Origin of the sequence: Kibdelosporangium phytohabitans (genome assembly GCF_001302585.1) — a bacterium.
In the GTDB taxonomy this organism is placed as follows: domain Bacteria; phylum Actinomycetota; class Actinomycetes; order Mycobacteriales; family Pseudonocardiaceae; genus Kibdelosporangium; species Kibdelosporangium phytohabitans.
The window spans coordinates 11,514,167-11,527,134 of the sequence record NZ_CP012752.1 but is presented as its reverse complement, the minus strand read 5'-3'; the positions used below and the strand labels follow the sequence as shown (position 1 = coordinate 11,527,134).

The window sequence follows — 12,968 nt, the reverse complement described above, 5'->3', positions numbered from 1 at the left end:
GTACGGGGGTGCGTGAATGGAAGAGACGACCGGCTCACTGTCCTGGGCGCAAGCGCTGGCCTCGATTCCCCAAGCCCCGGCGGGCTCGGCGACATTGAAGGTCAACCACGACAACGTGCTCGCCGCGGCCAAGATCATCCAAACCCAGATCGACGCCTTGAACGACGCGTTCGCAACGCACAGCCGGTCCTTGATGATCGAGCCGACCGCTGAGGACCCGGTGAGCGTCGACGCGGCGAACGCCTGGAACTTCCGGTTGGTTCTCGCGGACGATTCCTACGCGGCACGGATCACCGATTATGTGACCAGCCTCCGCAATGTCATGACCCAACTCCAGAACAGCGCGAAAACCTATGGATTCAACGACCAGGACATCGCAGCGGTTTTCGGGACGACGACGGTTGCGTAAGCCGATCATGGTCGCGCTGCTCTGTGCGGTGGCGCTGACCGGGTGCACGGACAGTGAACCCGGCCAGGCGGTTGCGGCGGGCACAGGCGGCGGTGGGCAGAGCTCCGGCGGTTCGAAGCCGAGCGTGACCATCCCGCCGAGGCCGAAAGACCTCAAGCTCGACGGGGTCGATCCCTGCAAGCTGTTCACCCAGGAGCAGATCGCGCAGCTCAAGGTCAAACGGCAGCGCACCAAGACTCAGGACGGCGACGCCTTCAAAGGCTCCCCCCAGTGCCTGATGGACGGCACGGAGGGCAAGACCGCTTTCGACTACGAGATCTGGGCCATCACCAGCGAGGGATTCGAGCCCTGGCTGTCGGGCAAGCGGAATGTCGAAGCGAAGCTCGTGACGATCGACGATTTCCCGGCGGCGGATTACCACATCCGCGGCAGTGGCGGCGCATTCGACTGTGCGACCGCGGTGGGCGTGGCCGACGGTCAGCAATTGATGGTGGTTTTCCGGCCGAGCCGCAATGCGTTCACGCAGGATCAGATGTGTGCCAAGAGTGAGCAGGCCGCGCACTTCGCCATGCAGACCCTCAAGACCCTGAAGTGAGGAACCGCCATGTCCGGAACCGAGATCGGTGATTACCGATTCGCCGGCTACAGCAACGAGGAACTCGCCGTCATGGTCGACCAGATCCGGCAGGGTCGCGGGTCGGAGAGCATGAACCGCGCGGTCGACGCGCTCACGGCGATCGCCAACAGCCTCAAGCAGACCGACGAGGTGCTGCGCGCCGAGCTGGCCAAGATCGGTGTCGAGTGGACCGGTGCGTCCAGTGACGACGCCCAGGTCGTGATGTCCGATTCCTCGCAGTACGGCGGTGAGGCGACCGGGACCATCACCAGTTCGGCCGGTGCCGTCTGCAACCAGGGTGACGACTACTCCCGCACCCGCAACTGCGCGCCGGAGTCGAGCGCGTTGCGTGGCGCGAAGGACTACAACCTCGCCGACAAGCTCCTGCTGCACACCACGGACCACTCCAAGGAGGTCCAGCGCACTCAGGCCGCGCGGGCGCAGGCTGTCGACGCCATGAACAGCTACGCCAATGCCAGCAAGTCGAATCTGGGCGGTTATCAGGCTCTTCCTGTTCCTCCTGGGCTCAGCCTCGTCGCCGCTCCGCCGGCCAAGGCATCCACCGGCACCAGCATTTCCAGCGTCGGTGGTGGCTCGGCTGCTTTCGCGCCGGGTGGTGCGTCGATCGCCGGTGTGCCGGGTGGCGGTCCTGGTGTTCCGGTCGGCTCGTTCGACGCGACGGGCCAGCCTGTCGGCGGTGGCAGCGGTCAGCCTGGGCCAAATTCCGGGTTGCCGGGTCAGCCGGGGCAGCCTGGTGTTCCCGGCAAGATGACGGGCATCGGTCCGATGCCCGGGCCTGGCGGCGGTCCGTTCCAGCCCGGTATGGCGCCGGGTGCGCCGCCGGTTCGCCCGTACTACGAGGGCATGACCAACGCTGTGGCCGGGATGGTCGGTGGCGCGCAGGGTGGGGCTGCCGTCGGGTCTGTCGCGGACAAGGAGCGTCTCGCGCCTCGCGGTGGTGGTGGCGCTGCCGCCGGTGCCGCTGGTGGTCGTTCGGGTGCGCTTCCGCCGGGTGCTTCACGGGGTGCGGCCGCGCTGGGTGGTTTGCCTCCCGAGGAGGCCGCCGCCGCGCGGACGGCTGAGCGTGTCGGGGCCAAGAGCAAGCCCGGCGCGTCGATGATGCAGCCTGCCGCGGGGACCGCGCAGGGCGAAGAGGATGAGGAGCACGTGCGCAAGTACGGCATCGAGGCTGAGGACGTGTTCGCTGACGGCAGGATGGTCATGCCGTCGGTGCTTGGGGAAGACGACGACGAGTGAGCCTGGTTCTCTCCGCGACCGAGTTCGACGTCATCTGGGAGAGCGAGCGGCTGCCTGACCGGCACGTCGCGCTCGACGTGCCCAGTCCCGGCAAGACCCACGCCGAACGGGCCGAGCTGGTCCGCAAGACGTGGCGTGCGCTGGAGTCGCGTGGGCTGGCGCAGTCCGGCCGGGCGAATCCGGAGCTCGTGGACACCCTGGAGGTCCTCGCCCACCCGCACGTCAGCATCGACGCGTGGATCTGGGCCGGTCGCGAGGTGAAAGCGTTTGCGGCCGTGGCCGGCAGGCAGGCCCAGCTGGCCGTGGTCGACGAGGGCCAGGTGTGGCTCATCCCGGCACGGGACAGCTCGCTGGCGGAGTCGGCCGTGTCGGTCGCGGGTGAGATGCCCGCGGGCCGGGGCCGCTCGGTCAGCCTCCCCAACGACCTGGTGGCCGCCGCGGACGACGAATCGCACGGCGACACGAAGAAGTTCATCACCAATCTCGAGGCCAAAGGCATCGTGTTGCGGGACGCGCAGGCATTGACCTCGATGCTGTCCGGAACGACCACTCGCGGGCAATTCGGCGCCGAACGCCACCACCGGGACAAGCGAATTGTCCGGGCTGAACGAGTTGTCGCTTTTCACGACAACGCCGACGGCCGGTACCTCGACCTGGTGAAGCCCAGCCAGGACGGTCGCACCTGGTTGACCGTCTCGCCGAGCGACAACCAGCGGCTTGCCACGTTTGTGTGGGAACTGTTCGAAGAGATCTGAATTCGCTCTATGGTTGTCGGGAACCAGTGAGGGGTTCTCGGGCGTCACACATGTGGCGAAGGGTGGGGACGTGGCCGGCTACGACATCGAGGCGATCAACAACTGCATGACGACCGTGCAGAACTTCAAACCGAAGTTCGGGCAGATCGCTGATTCGTTCCACAACGTGTCGAGCGACGCGGGAGCCTACGGCGAGTTGCCGAGTTCCGCTGCCGTGTCGGCGGCCGTCGACGAGGTGAACCGGCTGATGCTGGGCGAGTTCGACAAGGCCGAGCAGCTGCTCGACGGGATCGCCCGCGCGCTGGACGCGGTGATCCAGAGCGTGCAGAACGTCGAACAGCACACCGCCAGGACGTATTCGGTTTGATGCTGGGGAGGAGCTGAGCGGTGAGCGCTGCGGCTGAGTTGGGGAGCTACCCGGGCGGCGAGGCGGTGGTGGCGGCCGCGCGGAAGGTCGAGAACGCCAACAGCGGCTCGATCAACGCCGCCGCGCAACGCCTCACGCAGGCGGGCACGAACGTCGGCGAACACGGCACGGGCGTGGCCAGTTCGGTCAAGTCGCTCGACGCGGCGTGGCAGGGGGCGTCCGCCGACCAGTTCGTCGCCTACATGGACCGGTTCGCCAAGGCGGGCACGGCCGGCGGCGAGGCACTGGCCAAGGCCGGTGCGGCGCTGACCAGGGTGGCGTCGGCGATCGACGACGCCAAGCACTTCGTGTCCACCCGGTGCGAGCAGGCCCTCGGCGAGATCAACCGGATCAAGCAGGCCAACGTCGGCGCCGACGCGGCCACGCTGGACGCCGAGTTCCGTCCGGTCACCGCGGCGGCCGCGACGGACATCGAGAACAAGCTCAAGGAGACCGAGGAGCAGGTCAAGGCCGCGGCGACCGAGATCAAGGCGGCCGCGAACCCGAGCGCCCGGTTCTCCGACATCCCCGAGCCCGGCAGCCAGCCGTACGTGCCGGGCCCGGGCAAGACGATCGAGTGGAAGCCCGAGGCGCCGAGGGACGACAAGACCACGCCGTCCGGCACCGACGGCAGCCAGTCCGGGCAGAGCGGCACGGGCAACAACACCGGTGGCAGCAGCGGTTCCGGTCACAGCGGCAGCGACAGCAGTGGTGGCGGCCACGGTGGCGGTGGCGGCGGAGGCGGTGGGGGCATGGGCTCCAGCGGTGGCCCGCCCGCGGGTCCCCCGCCCGGCAACGTCCAGGAGTGGATCAAGCAGGCGCAGGAGATCCTGCGCGCCAACGGGATCAACGTCAGCGACGAGGACGTGCCGAAGATCTGGGCGATCATCCAGCACGAGTCGAACGGCAACCCCAACGCCATCAACAACTGGGATTCCAATGCGGCGAAGGGCACACCGTCCAAGGGCCTGATGCAGTGCATCGACCCGACGTTCAACAGCTACAAACTGCCCGGCCACGACGACATCTGGAACCCGGTCGACAACATCTGCGCGGGTGTGAACTACGCGATCTCCCGCTACGGGTCGCTCGACAACGTTCCTGGCATCAAGGCGATGGCGGGCGGCGGCGCCTACCGCGGGTACTGACACGCGATTTCCGAGGTCCCGCCGACGCGTTCGCCGGCGGGATATCGGTGTGCGCATGAGGCAGTAGTCCGCAGTGACGGGATCAGTGGCGAGAAGTGGTCCTATTCGGTCGGACAATTCCCGCCGAAAGTCTGATGTGCAGTCATTTCCCGGCTCCTAGGTTCGCAGTGTCCGTGGTGCGTGACAGGAGTGGGTCTGCGTGACAGGAATGGGCAAGACCAGAAGGAGCCGGATGGCCTGCGCCGGGGTGGGCGTGCTGGCCGCGATCGGTGTCATGACGGGGGTGGCACCGGTCGCCAGCGCGGCTGTTGCTCCTGGGTTGCAGGAGTTCTACGGCCAGAAACCGACGTGGAAGCCGTGCGCGGACGAGGGTGAGCTCGCCACGCTGCAGTGCGCGACCTTGACGGTGCCGATGAACTACCGCAAACCCGGCGACGAGCGCATCGCGGTGACGATCAGCAAGCTGCCCGCGAAGGACCCGGCCAAGCGCCGCGGTGTCCTGCTGCTCAACCCGGGTGGTCCCGGCGGTGAGGGTGTCGACCTGCCGCTGGCGTTCGCCGACCGCCCGATCACCCAGGTCTACGACCTGATCGGGTTCGACCCGCGTGGAGTCGGCCGGTCGACGCCGCTGGAGTGCGAGCTCAGCCCGTCGATCGGGAGCTTCCCGTCGCGGCCGACCGACGACCAGTTCGCGGCGTTCACCGCGCAGGCGCGCAACGACGAGGCCGCGTGCGAGCGGGCCGCGGGCGGGCTGCGGCCGTACATCAACACCCCGAACACCGCTCGCGACATGGACGTGATCCGTGGCGTGCTCGGCGAGAAGAAGATCAACTACTTGGGCTTCTCGTACGGCACCTACCTCGGCGCGGTCTTCGGCAGCCTGTTCCCGGCCAGCCTCGACCGCAACGTGCTGGACTCCTCGGTCAGCCCGGACTGGATCTGGCGCGAGCAGTTCAAGCAGCAGGCCGTCGCCATGAAGCAGAACACCGAAGCGATGTTCGGCTGGATCGGCGAGCGCGACTCCGTGTACGGGCTGGGCAAGTCCCAGGCCGAGGTGTTCGCGACCACCGAGGCACTGGCCGCGAAGCTGGCGACCAAGCCGATCGAGGACCCGATGTTCGGCACCGTCGACCGGACCACCTACGACGTGATCGTGGGCATCTACTCGCGCTTCCGCCCGCTGTGGGACGAGATCGGCCGGATCGTCAAGGCGTTCAAGGCCGCGTCGGACGGCACCCTCGCCGCCGGGTCCGCGGAGGTCAGGGACGCGGCCAAGGCCGCGAAGCTGATGCAGGAGCTGGGGATCGCCAAGACGGTCAACGGTGTGTTCCAGACGGTCACGTGCGAGGCCGACTGGCCGCAGGACCTTCAGATCTACTACAGCGACATGCGGCTGTTCCGCGAGAAGAACCCGTACGGCTACGGCGTGTACCGCGCCGCGCCGACCGAGTGCACCTTCCGCAGCTTCAAGCCGGCCGACAAGGTCACCAACCTCAAGCGCGCCGGTTACCAGACCGGACTGGTGATCCAGGCCGAAGGTGACTCGCAGACGCAGTACGACGGCGGTCCCGCGATGGCCACCAGGCTCAAGGACCAGCTGGTGTCCGTGGCCGACGAGGGCACGCACGGTCTGTACAGCCGCAACGCCTGCGCGTCGGACATCATCGACAACTACCTCGTCAACGGCGTGCTGCCCGGCTCGCGCGTCACCTGCCCCGGCGACCCGCGTCCGGACATCCCCGCCGACGAGGCGGCAGCCGGTCGTTCCGCTCGCGCGCCGCAGCCGGCGGATGTGACGGAGTCGGTGCAGCGCTTCATCTCCGAGAAGCGGCTGGGCAAAGGCGTCTTCTAGGTGATCACCGGAGGCATGTGCGGAGTTAGGGTGATCGCATGGCTCACAGCCCGCTGACAGTCGCCGCACGTGCCTCCGTTCCGCCGTTCTACGTCATGGATGTCGTCGAAGCCGCCAACGCACGGCAACGCGCCAAAGGCGACGTGGTGTCGTTGGCGGCAGGGCAACCGTCGGCGCCCGCGGCGGCGCCCGTGCTCGAAGCCGCTGAGAAAGCCTTGCGGGGCAACAAGCTCGGCTACACCGAGCAGCTGGGCATCCCGGAGTTGCGGGAAGCCATCGCCGGTCACTACGACCGGAAGTACTCCGTGCGGGTCTCGCCGCAGGACGTGGTCGTCACGACCGGGTCGTCCGGCGGCTTCCTGCTGTCGTTCCTGTCCGCGTTCGACCCGGGTGACCGGGTCGCGCTGGCCCGGCCGGGATACCCGGCGTACCGCAACATCCTGACCGCGCTGGGCTGCGAGGTCGTCGAGATGGACACCTTCCAGCCCACTGTCGAGCTGCTCGACACCCTCGGCCCGATCAAGGGCGTGGTGATCGCCAGCCCGGCCAACCCGACGGGCACGGTCGTCGCGGGTCCGGAGCTGGCGGCGATCGCGGGCTGGTGCGCCGAGCGCGGCGTCCAGCTGATCAGCGACGAGATCTACCACGGCATCGACTACGGCATCGAGCCCGCGTCGGCCTGGCAGTACAGCCGGGAGGCCCTGGTGGTGAACTCGTTCTCCAAGTACTTCGCGATGACCGGCTGGCGACTGGGCTGGCTGCTCGTGCCGCACCGGCTGCACCGGGCGGTGGAGTGCCTGATCGGCAACTTCAACATCTGCGCACCGGCGATCGCGCAGCACGCCGCCGTCGCCGCGTTCACCGACGAGTCCTACGCGGAGCTGGACGGGCACGTCGAGTCGTACCGGGCGAACCGGGACACCCTGCTGGCAGGCCTGAAACAGCTCAAGATCGACCGTCTCGCGCCCGCCGACGGCGCGTTCTACGTCTACGCCGACATCGGGCACCTCACGCACGACGCGATGAGCTGGTGCCAGCGGCTGCTGGCCGGCACCGGCCTGGCGATCGTGCCCGGCATCGACTTCGACCCCGAGCACGGCTCCAGGTTCATCCGGCTCAGCTTCGCCGGCGCGCACCACGAGATCGAGGAGGCGTTGCGCAGGCTCGGCGGATGGGTGACGCCCTGAGCCGGTAAATCGGGGTCATTCCCGATGGTCGGCGCCCCGGCGCGCTGGTTGACTGGGAACCACGGGTGAGCGCGGATCGTTCACTTCATGACCCGATGGGGAGGCAGGACATGTTGGTGAAGATCCTCGGCGCGATCGTCGTCATCTGGCTGGCGTTCATGGTGATTGGCTGGATCTTCTCAGCCTTCAAGTGGCTGCTGATCATCGCGGCGGTCGCCACGGTGGGAACGCTCGCCTACGGTGCCATCAAGCGTTCCCAGATCAAGTCGTAGCTACAGCACGCCGATGGCGGCCAGGTGCGCACGCGCCTCGGCCGCTGAGACCCACAGCCGTCCGTCGATCCCGGCCGCGACGGCGCCGTCGATGTTGACCTGGCGGTCGTCGAAGAACACGCAGTCCTGGGGCTGGGCGCCGAGGCGGCGCAGCAGGTGCGCCCACATCTCCTGGTCCGGCTTGGCGATCTTCAGGTCGCCGGAGAAGATCAGGTGGGTGAACGGCTCGATCCACGCCTCGAGCTCCACCATCCGCCCGAACGCCGACGGGGCGTTGGACAGCAGTGCGAGGCCGTGCCCGGCCGCCTTGATCTCCGCGATGAGTTCCAAAGTCGACTCGCGGGTGGTCATCCAGCCGGTCCCGTCGATCTTGGCCAGCTGGGCGGAAGTCGTTTCGTCCAAAGGCTTTCCGGCAACCGTCGACCAGTAGTCCAGATCGGGCATGCCCCGGTCGTAGGCCTCCCGGTGCGCCCAGTAGGCGGTTTCGAACTCGACCTGGTCCGCCCCGAGCGCCTCGGCGAGCTCGGGCAGCGCGGCGGTCCGTTCGCTGATGACCTCGCCGTAGTCGAACACGATCCAGCGCACAGTCACTCCTTGCCCAGCCGGCGCAGCACTTCGGTGATGTCGTCGGTGGAAACGTCGCGGTGGGTGATGAAGCGGACGCGGCCGTCCATCGGGACCGCGAGCACGCCGACCCCGCGCAACTGGGCCAGCGCCTGGTCGAGATCCGGCACGGTGGCCAGCACGATGTTGGTGTCCGGCTGCGTCACGTCCCAGCCGCGCTCCCGCAGTCCGTCGGCGAGCGTCGTGGCCTTGACGTGGTCCTCGGCCAGTGAGTCGATGTTCTCCAGCGCGATGAGCCCGGCCGCCGCCAGCACACCGCCCTGCCGCACGCCACCGCCGAGCATCTTGCGGGCCCGGCGGGCCTCGGCGGCGAACGCGGCCGACCCGGCGACCATCGAACCGACCGGCGCACCCAGGCCCTTGCTGAGACAGACCTGCACCGTGTCCACACCGGCGGTCAGCGCGGACGGCGCCAGGCCGAGCGCGACCGACGCGTTCCAGATCCGGGCGCCGTCCAGGTGCACGGCCAAGCCGCCCTGTTTGGCCGCAGCGACCAGCTCCGCGTGCTCGTCCGGCGGGGTCACGGCCCCGCCTCCGGCGTTGTGCGTGTTCTCCAGGCACAACAGCGTGGTGTACAGCCCGAAGTACGGCTCCGGCGCGCCGATCGCGTGGCGGACGGTTTCGGGCGTCGGCCGTCCCGGACCGCCGTCCCATGGCAGCGGCTCGGGCATGCCGCCCGCCAGCCACGCCGCGCCGCCCTGTTCGTGCGCGAGGACGTGCGAGCCCTTCGTGGCCAGGAACCGGTCGCCGCGTTTGAGGTGCAGCATCAACGCGATCAGGTTGCCCATCGAACCGCTCGGCACCCACAGCGCGGCCTCGAGGCCGAGCAGCCCGGCGACGGTCTCCTCCAGCCTGGCCATGGTCGGGTCGTGGTCGAGCACGTCGTCACCGACCTCGGCGGCGGCCATCGCGGCCCGCATCCGGTCGTCCGGTTTGGTGACAGTGTCCGAGCGCAGGTCGATGATCGATGCGGTCACGGAATCGATCCCACCAATGTGGTGGCCCCGGGGGCAACCCGGATCGGGGTGTGGCGTAGAACTCATCCACGAACCGTGCAACCGTGGAGGGGGCCCGGTCCGTCCCCTATCCGAAGACGACGAGCGGAGAGAGTCCGCGTGGATCAGCGCGACGAGCAGGAGTTCGCGGAGTACTTCGAGGCTCGGCGAGACGCCGTGCGTCGAACCGCGTATCTGCTGTGCGGCGACTGGCACCGTGCGGACGACCTGGCTCAGACCGCGTTCGTCGCGTTGCACCGGCGGTGGCGCAAGGTGCGTGACCGTGGGGCGCTGGACGCCTACGTCCGCCGGACGGTGGTGCGCGCGATGATCGACGAGTCGCGCCGGCCGTGGCGCCGGGAGCGGTTCGTCGAGCAACTGCCTGAGCCCGCGCCGGCGGACGCCGAGGTCGGTGACACGGTCGCGACGAGGTCCGCGCTGCTCGACGGCTTGAAGCAGGTGCCACCACGGCAACGTGCGGTGCTTGTGCTGAGGTTTCTGGAGGGCTTGGACGTGGCGGCCACCGCCGAGGCGCTCAAGTGCTCCGAGGGCACGGTCAAGAGCCAGACCGCGCGTGGACTGACCGCTCTGCGGGAAGCGCTGGGCGACTCGCTGGACGACCTGCGACCGGCGTCGTGAGGAGGTGGATGTAGGTGGACGAGAAGAAGCTGGCTGAGCTGTTCAAGGATGCGGTGGGTGACACGCCACCGGCCACCTTCGGCACGGGTGAGGTCAGGCAGGCGTCCCGACGCGCGGCGGCGAAACGCCGTAACACTGTCGTGGGTGCTTCGGCCCTCGCGTTCGTCCTGGTCGCGGGCGGAACGGTGACGGCTGTCGCCCTTTCGGGTGGAATTGCGGACACAACAGCGGCGAATGCCCCCGCTCTCTCGGGCGGAGGACCCCCAACCGGTGGCACTATGTACGGAGAGAAGGAGCCCGCTCCAGCGGACGGCCCGTCGGTCATGGAGGGGACTTCGACTCAGCGGGACAACCGGTCGGATGCGCCTAAGCAGGGAGGACATCCGACTGGTAATGCCGGCACAGCCGGCAGCACCCCGAGTGGGTGCCAGGCGGACCGGGAGCTCGCTGCTGCCCTCGCGGGCGAGCTCCCGGCCGTCCCTGGAAAAGTCCAGGTCAGCGTCCCGTTCGGCTGCCCGCCGGGCTCGCGCGGCGCGGCCTTCACGGTGACCGACGGATCCAAGGCCGGAACGGTGTCCGTGGTCCTGGTGCCCAAGGGCACGTACTCCATCGCACCGCTCGGCGCGGAGGTCCAGGGCACGGCGAACGCGCAGAGCGAGGCCGCGAGCGGCAACCAGCTGCACGTCGTCAGCCAGCCCGACCCGAACGTGCGACCGGTGGAGGCGCCGTTCACGGACTCCATCGCCAAGTTCGCCACCGACATCGCGCCCCGGTTCTAACGAGGTGCGGCGCACCCGCGTCCACCTGCCCCGGTCCGCCACTACGCTTGGTGGACTATGACTGCCGCGAGTACGCCCAAAGGTGAACGCAGGCGCCAGGCTCTCGTCGACGCGGCGGCGCGGTTGCTCGCCGATGGCGGGTTCGACGCGATCCGGCACCGCGCCGTGGCCGAACGGGCCGGGCTGCCGCTGGCGTCCACCACGTACTACTTCGACTCGCTCGACGAGTTGATCACGGCGGCGGTCGAGCACCGCGGCGAGGAGGAGTTCGCCCGCGGCTGGGCACAGCTGGAGCGGACGCCGCAGGACGCGGGGTTCGACGTCCTGGTCGATCTCGTGCTCGACCTGCTGCTGGGCGACGAGCCGGAGTCGGGTGACGCGGAGGCCGTGCTGCTGCGCTACGAGCGGCTGGTCGCGACCGGGCGCAGGCCGTACCTGAAGCCCGTGATGGGCAGGGACGCCGTCAAGCTGCGGGAACTGCTGTCGGCGATCTTCACCAAATGCGGCATGCCCGTCGCCGCGGACCGCATCGAGCAGGTGATCGCGCTGGTGGACGGTGCCGTGCTGAACGCGATCATCGAGATCCACGCCGACCCGCGGGCGCGGGCCCGCCGGATGCTCCGGGCGGCGTTCTCGCGATAACCGTGCAACCTTCGCCCCAGGCCGTACGTGAGATAGGTCGGGAATGCGAAGGGAGCCCATAGTGCGCAAACCCGACGAAGAGAGCTTCCGGGCTTTCGCGGGCAAACACGCCGCGGGGCTACGCCGCTGCGCCTACTTGTTCTGCGGTGACTGGCACCTCGCGGAGGACCTGACACAACAGGCCCTGATCAAGATCTACCGGGCGTGGGCGAAGGTGCAGAAGCAGGACAGCCTGCAGAACTACTCGCGCCGGGTGTTGCTCAACACCTGGCTGGACGAGAAGCGCAGGCCGTGGCGGCGCAGCGAGCTGCGCTACGAGACCGTACCGGACACACCGGACGTGTCGGCTGATCCGGAGGCGGCGCAGGACCGGTCGTGGGCCAAGGACATGACCCACCGGGCGTTGCTGGAGCTGCCGCCGCGTCAGCGGGCCGCGCTGGTCCTGCGTTATTTCGACGACCTGTCGGTCGCCGAGGCGTCCGCGGTGCTCGGGTGCTCGGAGGGAACCGTGAAGAGCCAGACCGCCCGCGGCCTGGCGACGTTGCGGGAAGTGGTGGAGAACCTGACGGCAGGCAGGCCGGCTAGGAGGGTTGTGTCTTGAGTGAATCCGAGCTTCGGGAAGGCTTGCGGCTGGCCGTGTCCGACGAGCCCCCGATGTCCTTCGACATCGACGAACTGGTGACCACGGCGGAGCGCGCGGTGCGGCGCCGCCGTGCCCTTGTCGCCGTCGGCGTGAGCACGGCCGCTGTGGCCGTCGTCGCCGTGACCGTGCCCGTGGTGCTGGGCATGGGTGGCGCGCCGGAGGAGATCCCCGTGGCCGCGCCGCCGTCGGCCACTGCGTCGCCTGCGCCTTCGGCGCCACCGTCGTCGGCGGAGAAGCCACCGCTGACGAAGCAGCAGCTCACGCAGCGCGGCAACGAGATGCGGACGTACCTGAACACCCAGCTGCCGAAGGTGGCGCCCGCCGCGAAGAACGTCAGCACCCAGCAGTTCGGTGGTGAGGCCGTGGGTGACATCTCGGACGGCCAGAACTACCTGGAGACGTTCGTCAAGTTCAAGGTGAACACCGCGCAGACCGCGGCCGCGGTGCAGGTGCGCAACGACCAGGAGCACGAGAAGTGCTCGGCCGAGTGCCAGGAGTTGCCGCAGCAGGACGGCAGCAAGGTCCTCATCTCGGTGGAGAGCGGCCCTGGAGGCAACAACCCGGCGATGACCATCGCCAGCGCCACGCACCTGCGCAACGACGGCACGATCACCCGTGTCACCGCGTACAACTACGACCCGACCAGCGGGTCCGCGCCCGTGTACCAGGCGGATGTGACGCTCACCGTCGACCAGATGGTGCGCCTGGCCACTGATCCGGCTCTGCACCTGTAGGTGGCATACC

The 12,968-nt window shown here is 68.6% G+C and carries 16 protein-coding genes; 14 read left to right on the top strand and 2 right to left on the bottom strand.

Annotated elements, in window-relative coordinates; all coding sequences use genetic code 11:
• Window positions 1-16 precede the first annotated feature (16 nt).
• The 9 genes from AOZ06_RS51850 (at window position 17) to AOZ06_RS58280 (ending at window position 7,902) form a co-directional block, all read left to right on the top strand.
• Window positions 17-409 carry a PE domain-containing protein gene (locus tag AOZ06_RS51850; protein WP_054296119.1) on the top strand — a complete coding sequence of 131 codons (393 nt, stop codon included), beginning with the start codon at window positions 17-19 and terminating at the stop codon, window positions 407-409.
• A complete protein-coding gene (locus tag AOZ06_RS51845) occupies window positions 402-1,004 on the top strand; it encodes a DUF3558 domain-containing protein (RefSeq protein WP_169799097.1) in 603 nt (200 codons plus the stop codon). The genes AOZ06_RS51850 and AOZ06_RS51845 overlap by 8 nt, the downstream gene beginning before the upstream one ends.
• 9 nt (window positions 1,005-1,013) lie before the next feature.
• The gene (locus tag AOZ06_RS51840; protein WP_054296117.1) at window positions 1,014-2,282 is read left to right on the top strand and encodes a hypothetical protein; all 1,269 of its coding nucleotides are present in this window, start codon (window positions 1,014-1,016) and stop codon (window positions 2,280-2,282) included.
• On the top strand, window positions 2,279-3,037 hold the full coding sequence (locus AOZ06_RS51835; RefSeq protein ID WP_054296116.1) for an ESX secretion-associated protein EspG: 759 nt from the start codon (window positions 2,279-2,281) through the stop codon (window positions 3,035-3,037). The genes AOZ06_RS51840 and AOZ06_RS51835 overlap by 4 nt, the downstream gene beginning before the upstream one ends.
• Before the next feature lie 70 nt (window positions 3,038-3,107).
• The gene (locus tag AOZ06_RS51830; RefSeq protein ID WP_157233711.1) at window positions 3,108-3,404 is read left to right on the top strand and encodes a hypothetical protein; all 297 of its coding nucleotides are present in this window, start codon (window positions 3,108-3,110) and stop codon (window positions 3,402-3,404) included.
• 20 nt (window positions 3,405-3,424) lie between these two features.
• A complete protein-coding gene (locus tag AOZ06_RS53280; RefSeq protein WP_063810269.1) occupies window positions 3,425-4,591 on the top strand; it encodes a transglycosylase SLT domain-containing protein in 1,167 nt (388 codons plus the stop codon).
• A 208-nt stretch (window positions 4,592-4,799) separates the two neighbouring features.
• Window positions 4,800-6,443: an alpha/beta fold hydrolase gene (locus AOZ06_RS51820; RefSeq protein WP_225954405.1), complete on the top strand. Its 1,644-nt coding sequence runs from the start codon at window positions 4,800-4,802 to the stop codon at window positions 6,441-6,443.
• Window positions 6,444-6,481: 38 nt separating this feature from the next.
• A complete protein-coding gene (locus AOZ06_RS51815) occupies window positions 6,482-7,630 on the top strand; it encodes an aminotransferase class I/II-fold pyridoxal phosphate-dependent enzyme (RefSeq protein ID WP_054296113.1) in 1,149 nt (382 codons plus the stop codon).
• 116 nt (window positions 7,631-7,746) lie between these two features.
• Window positions 7,747-7,902: a hypothetical protein gene (locus AOZ06_RS58280; RefSeq protein ID WP_169798829.1), complete on the top strand. Its 156-nt coding sequence runs from the start codon at window positions 7,747-7,749 to the stop codon at window positions 7,900-7,902.
• Here the strand turns inward: AOZ06_RS58280 and AOZ06_RS57520 are convergent, their stop codons facing one another.
• Entirely contained in the window at window positions 7,903-8,487 is a 585-nt protein-coding gene (locus tag AOZ06_RS57520; protein ID WP_054296112.1) for an HAD-IA family hydrolase, read from the bottom strand.
• A 2-nt stretch (window positions 8,488-8,489) separates the two neighbouring features.
• Entirely contained in the window at window positions 8,490-9,503 is a 1,014-nt protein-coding gene (locus AOZ06_RS57515) for a threonine aldolase family protein (RefSeq protein ID WP_335338341.1), read from the bottom strand.
• 138 nt (window positions 9,504-9,641) lie between these two features.
• Here AOZ06_RS57515 and AOZ06_RS51800 point away from each other — a divergent pair, with 138 nt between their 5' ends.
• From AOZ06_RS51800 to AOZ06_RS51780, 5 genes are all read left to right on the top strand, one after another.
• A complete protein-coding gene (locus tag AOZ06_RS51800; protein WP_054296111.1) occupies window positions 9,642-10,160 on the top strand; it encodes a SigE family RNA polymerase sigma factor in 519 nt (172 codons plus the stop codon).
• A 545-nt stretch (window positions 10,161-10,705) separates the two neighbouring features.
• Window positions 10,706-10,939, top strand: a complete 234-nt coding sequence (locus AOZ06_RS51795) for a hypothetical protein (protein ID WP_157233709.1) — start codon at window positions 10,706-10,708, stop codon at window positions 10,937-10,939.
• A 57-nt stretch (window positions 10,940-10,996) separates the two neighbouring features.
• Window positions 10,997-11,581, top strand: coding sequence for a TetR/AcrR family transcriptional regulator (locus tag AOZ06_RS51790; protein ID WP_054296109.1), 585 nt, complete (start codon window positions 10,997-10,999; stop codon window positions 11,579-11,581).
• A gap of 61 nt (window positions 11,582-11,642) precedes the next feature.
• Window positions 11,643-12,182, top strand: a complete 540-nt coding sequence (locus AOZ06_RS51785; RefSeq protein ID WP_054296108.1) for an RNA polymerase sigma factor — start codon at window positions 11,643-11,645, stop codon at window positions 12,180-12,182.
• Window positions 12,179-12,958 carry a hypothetical protein gene (locus tag AOZ06_RS51780; protein ID WP_157233708.1) on the top strand — a complete coding sequence of 260 codons (780 nt, stop codon included), beginning with the start codon at window positions 12,179-12,181 and terminating at the stop codon, window positions 12,956-12,958. Before AOZ06_RS51785 ends, AOZ06_RS51780 begins: the two co-directional genes overlap by 4 nt.
• Window positions 12,959-12,968: the final 10 nt, after the last annotated feature.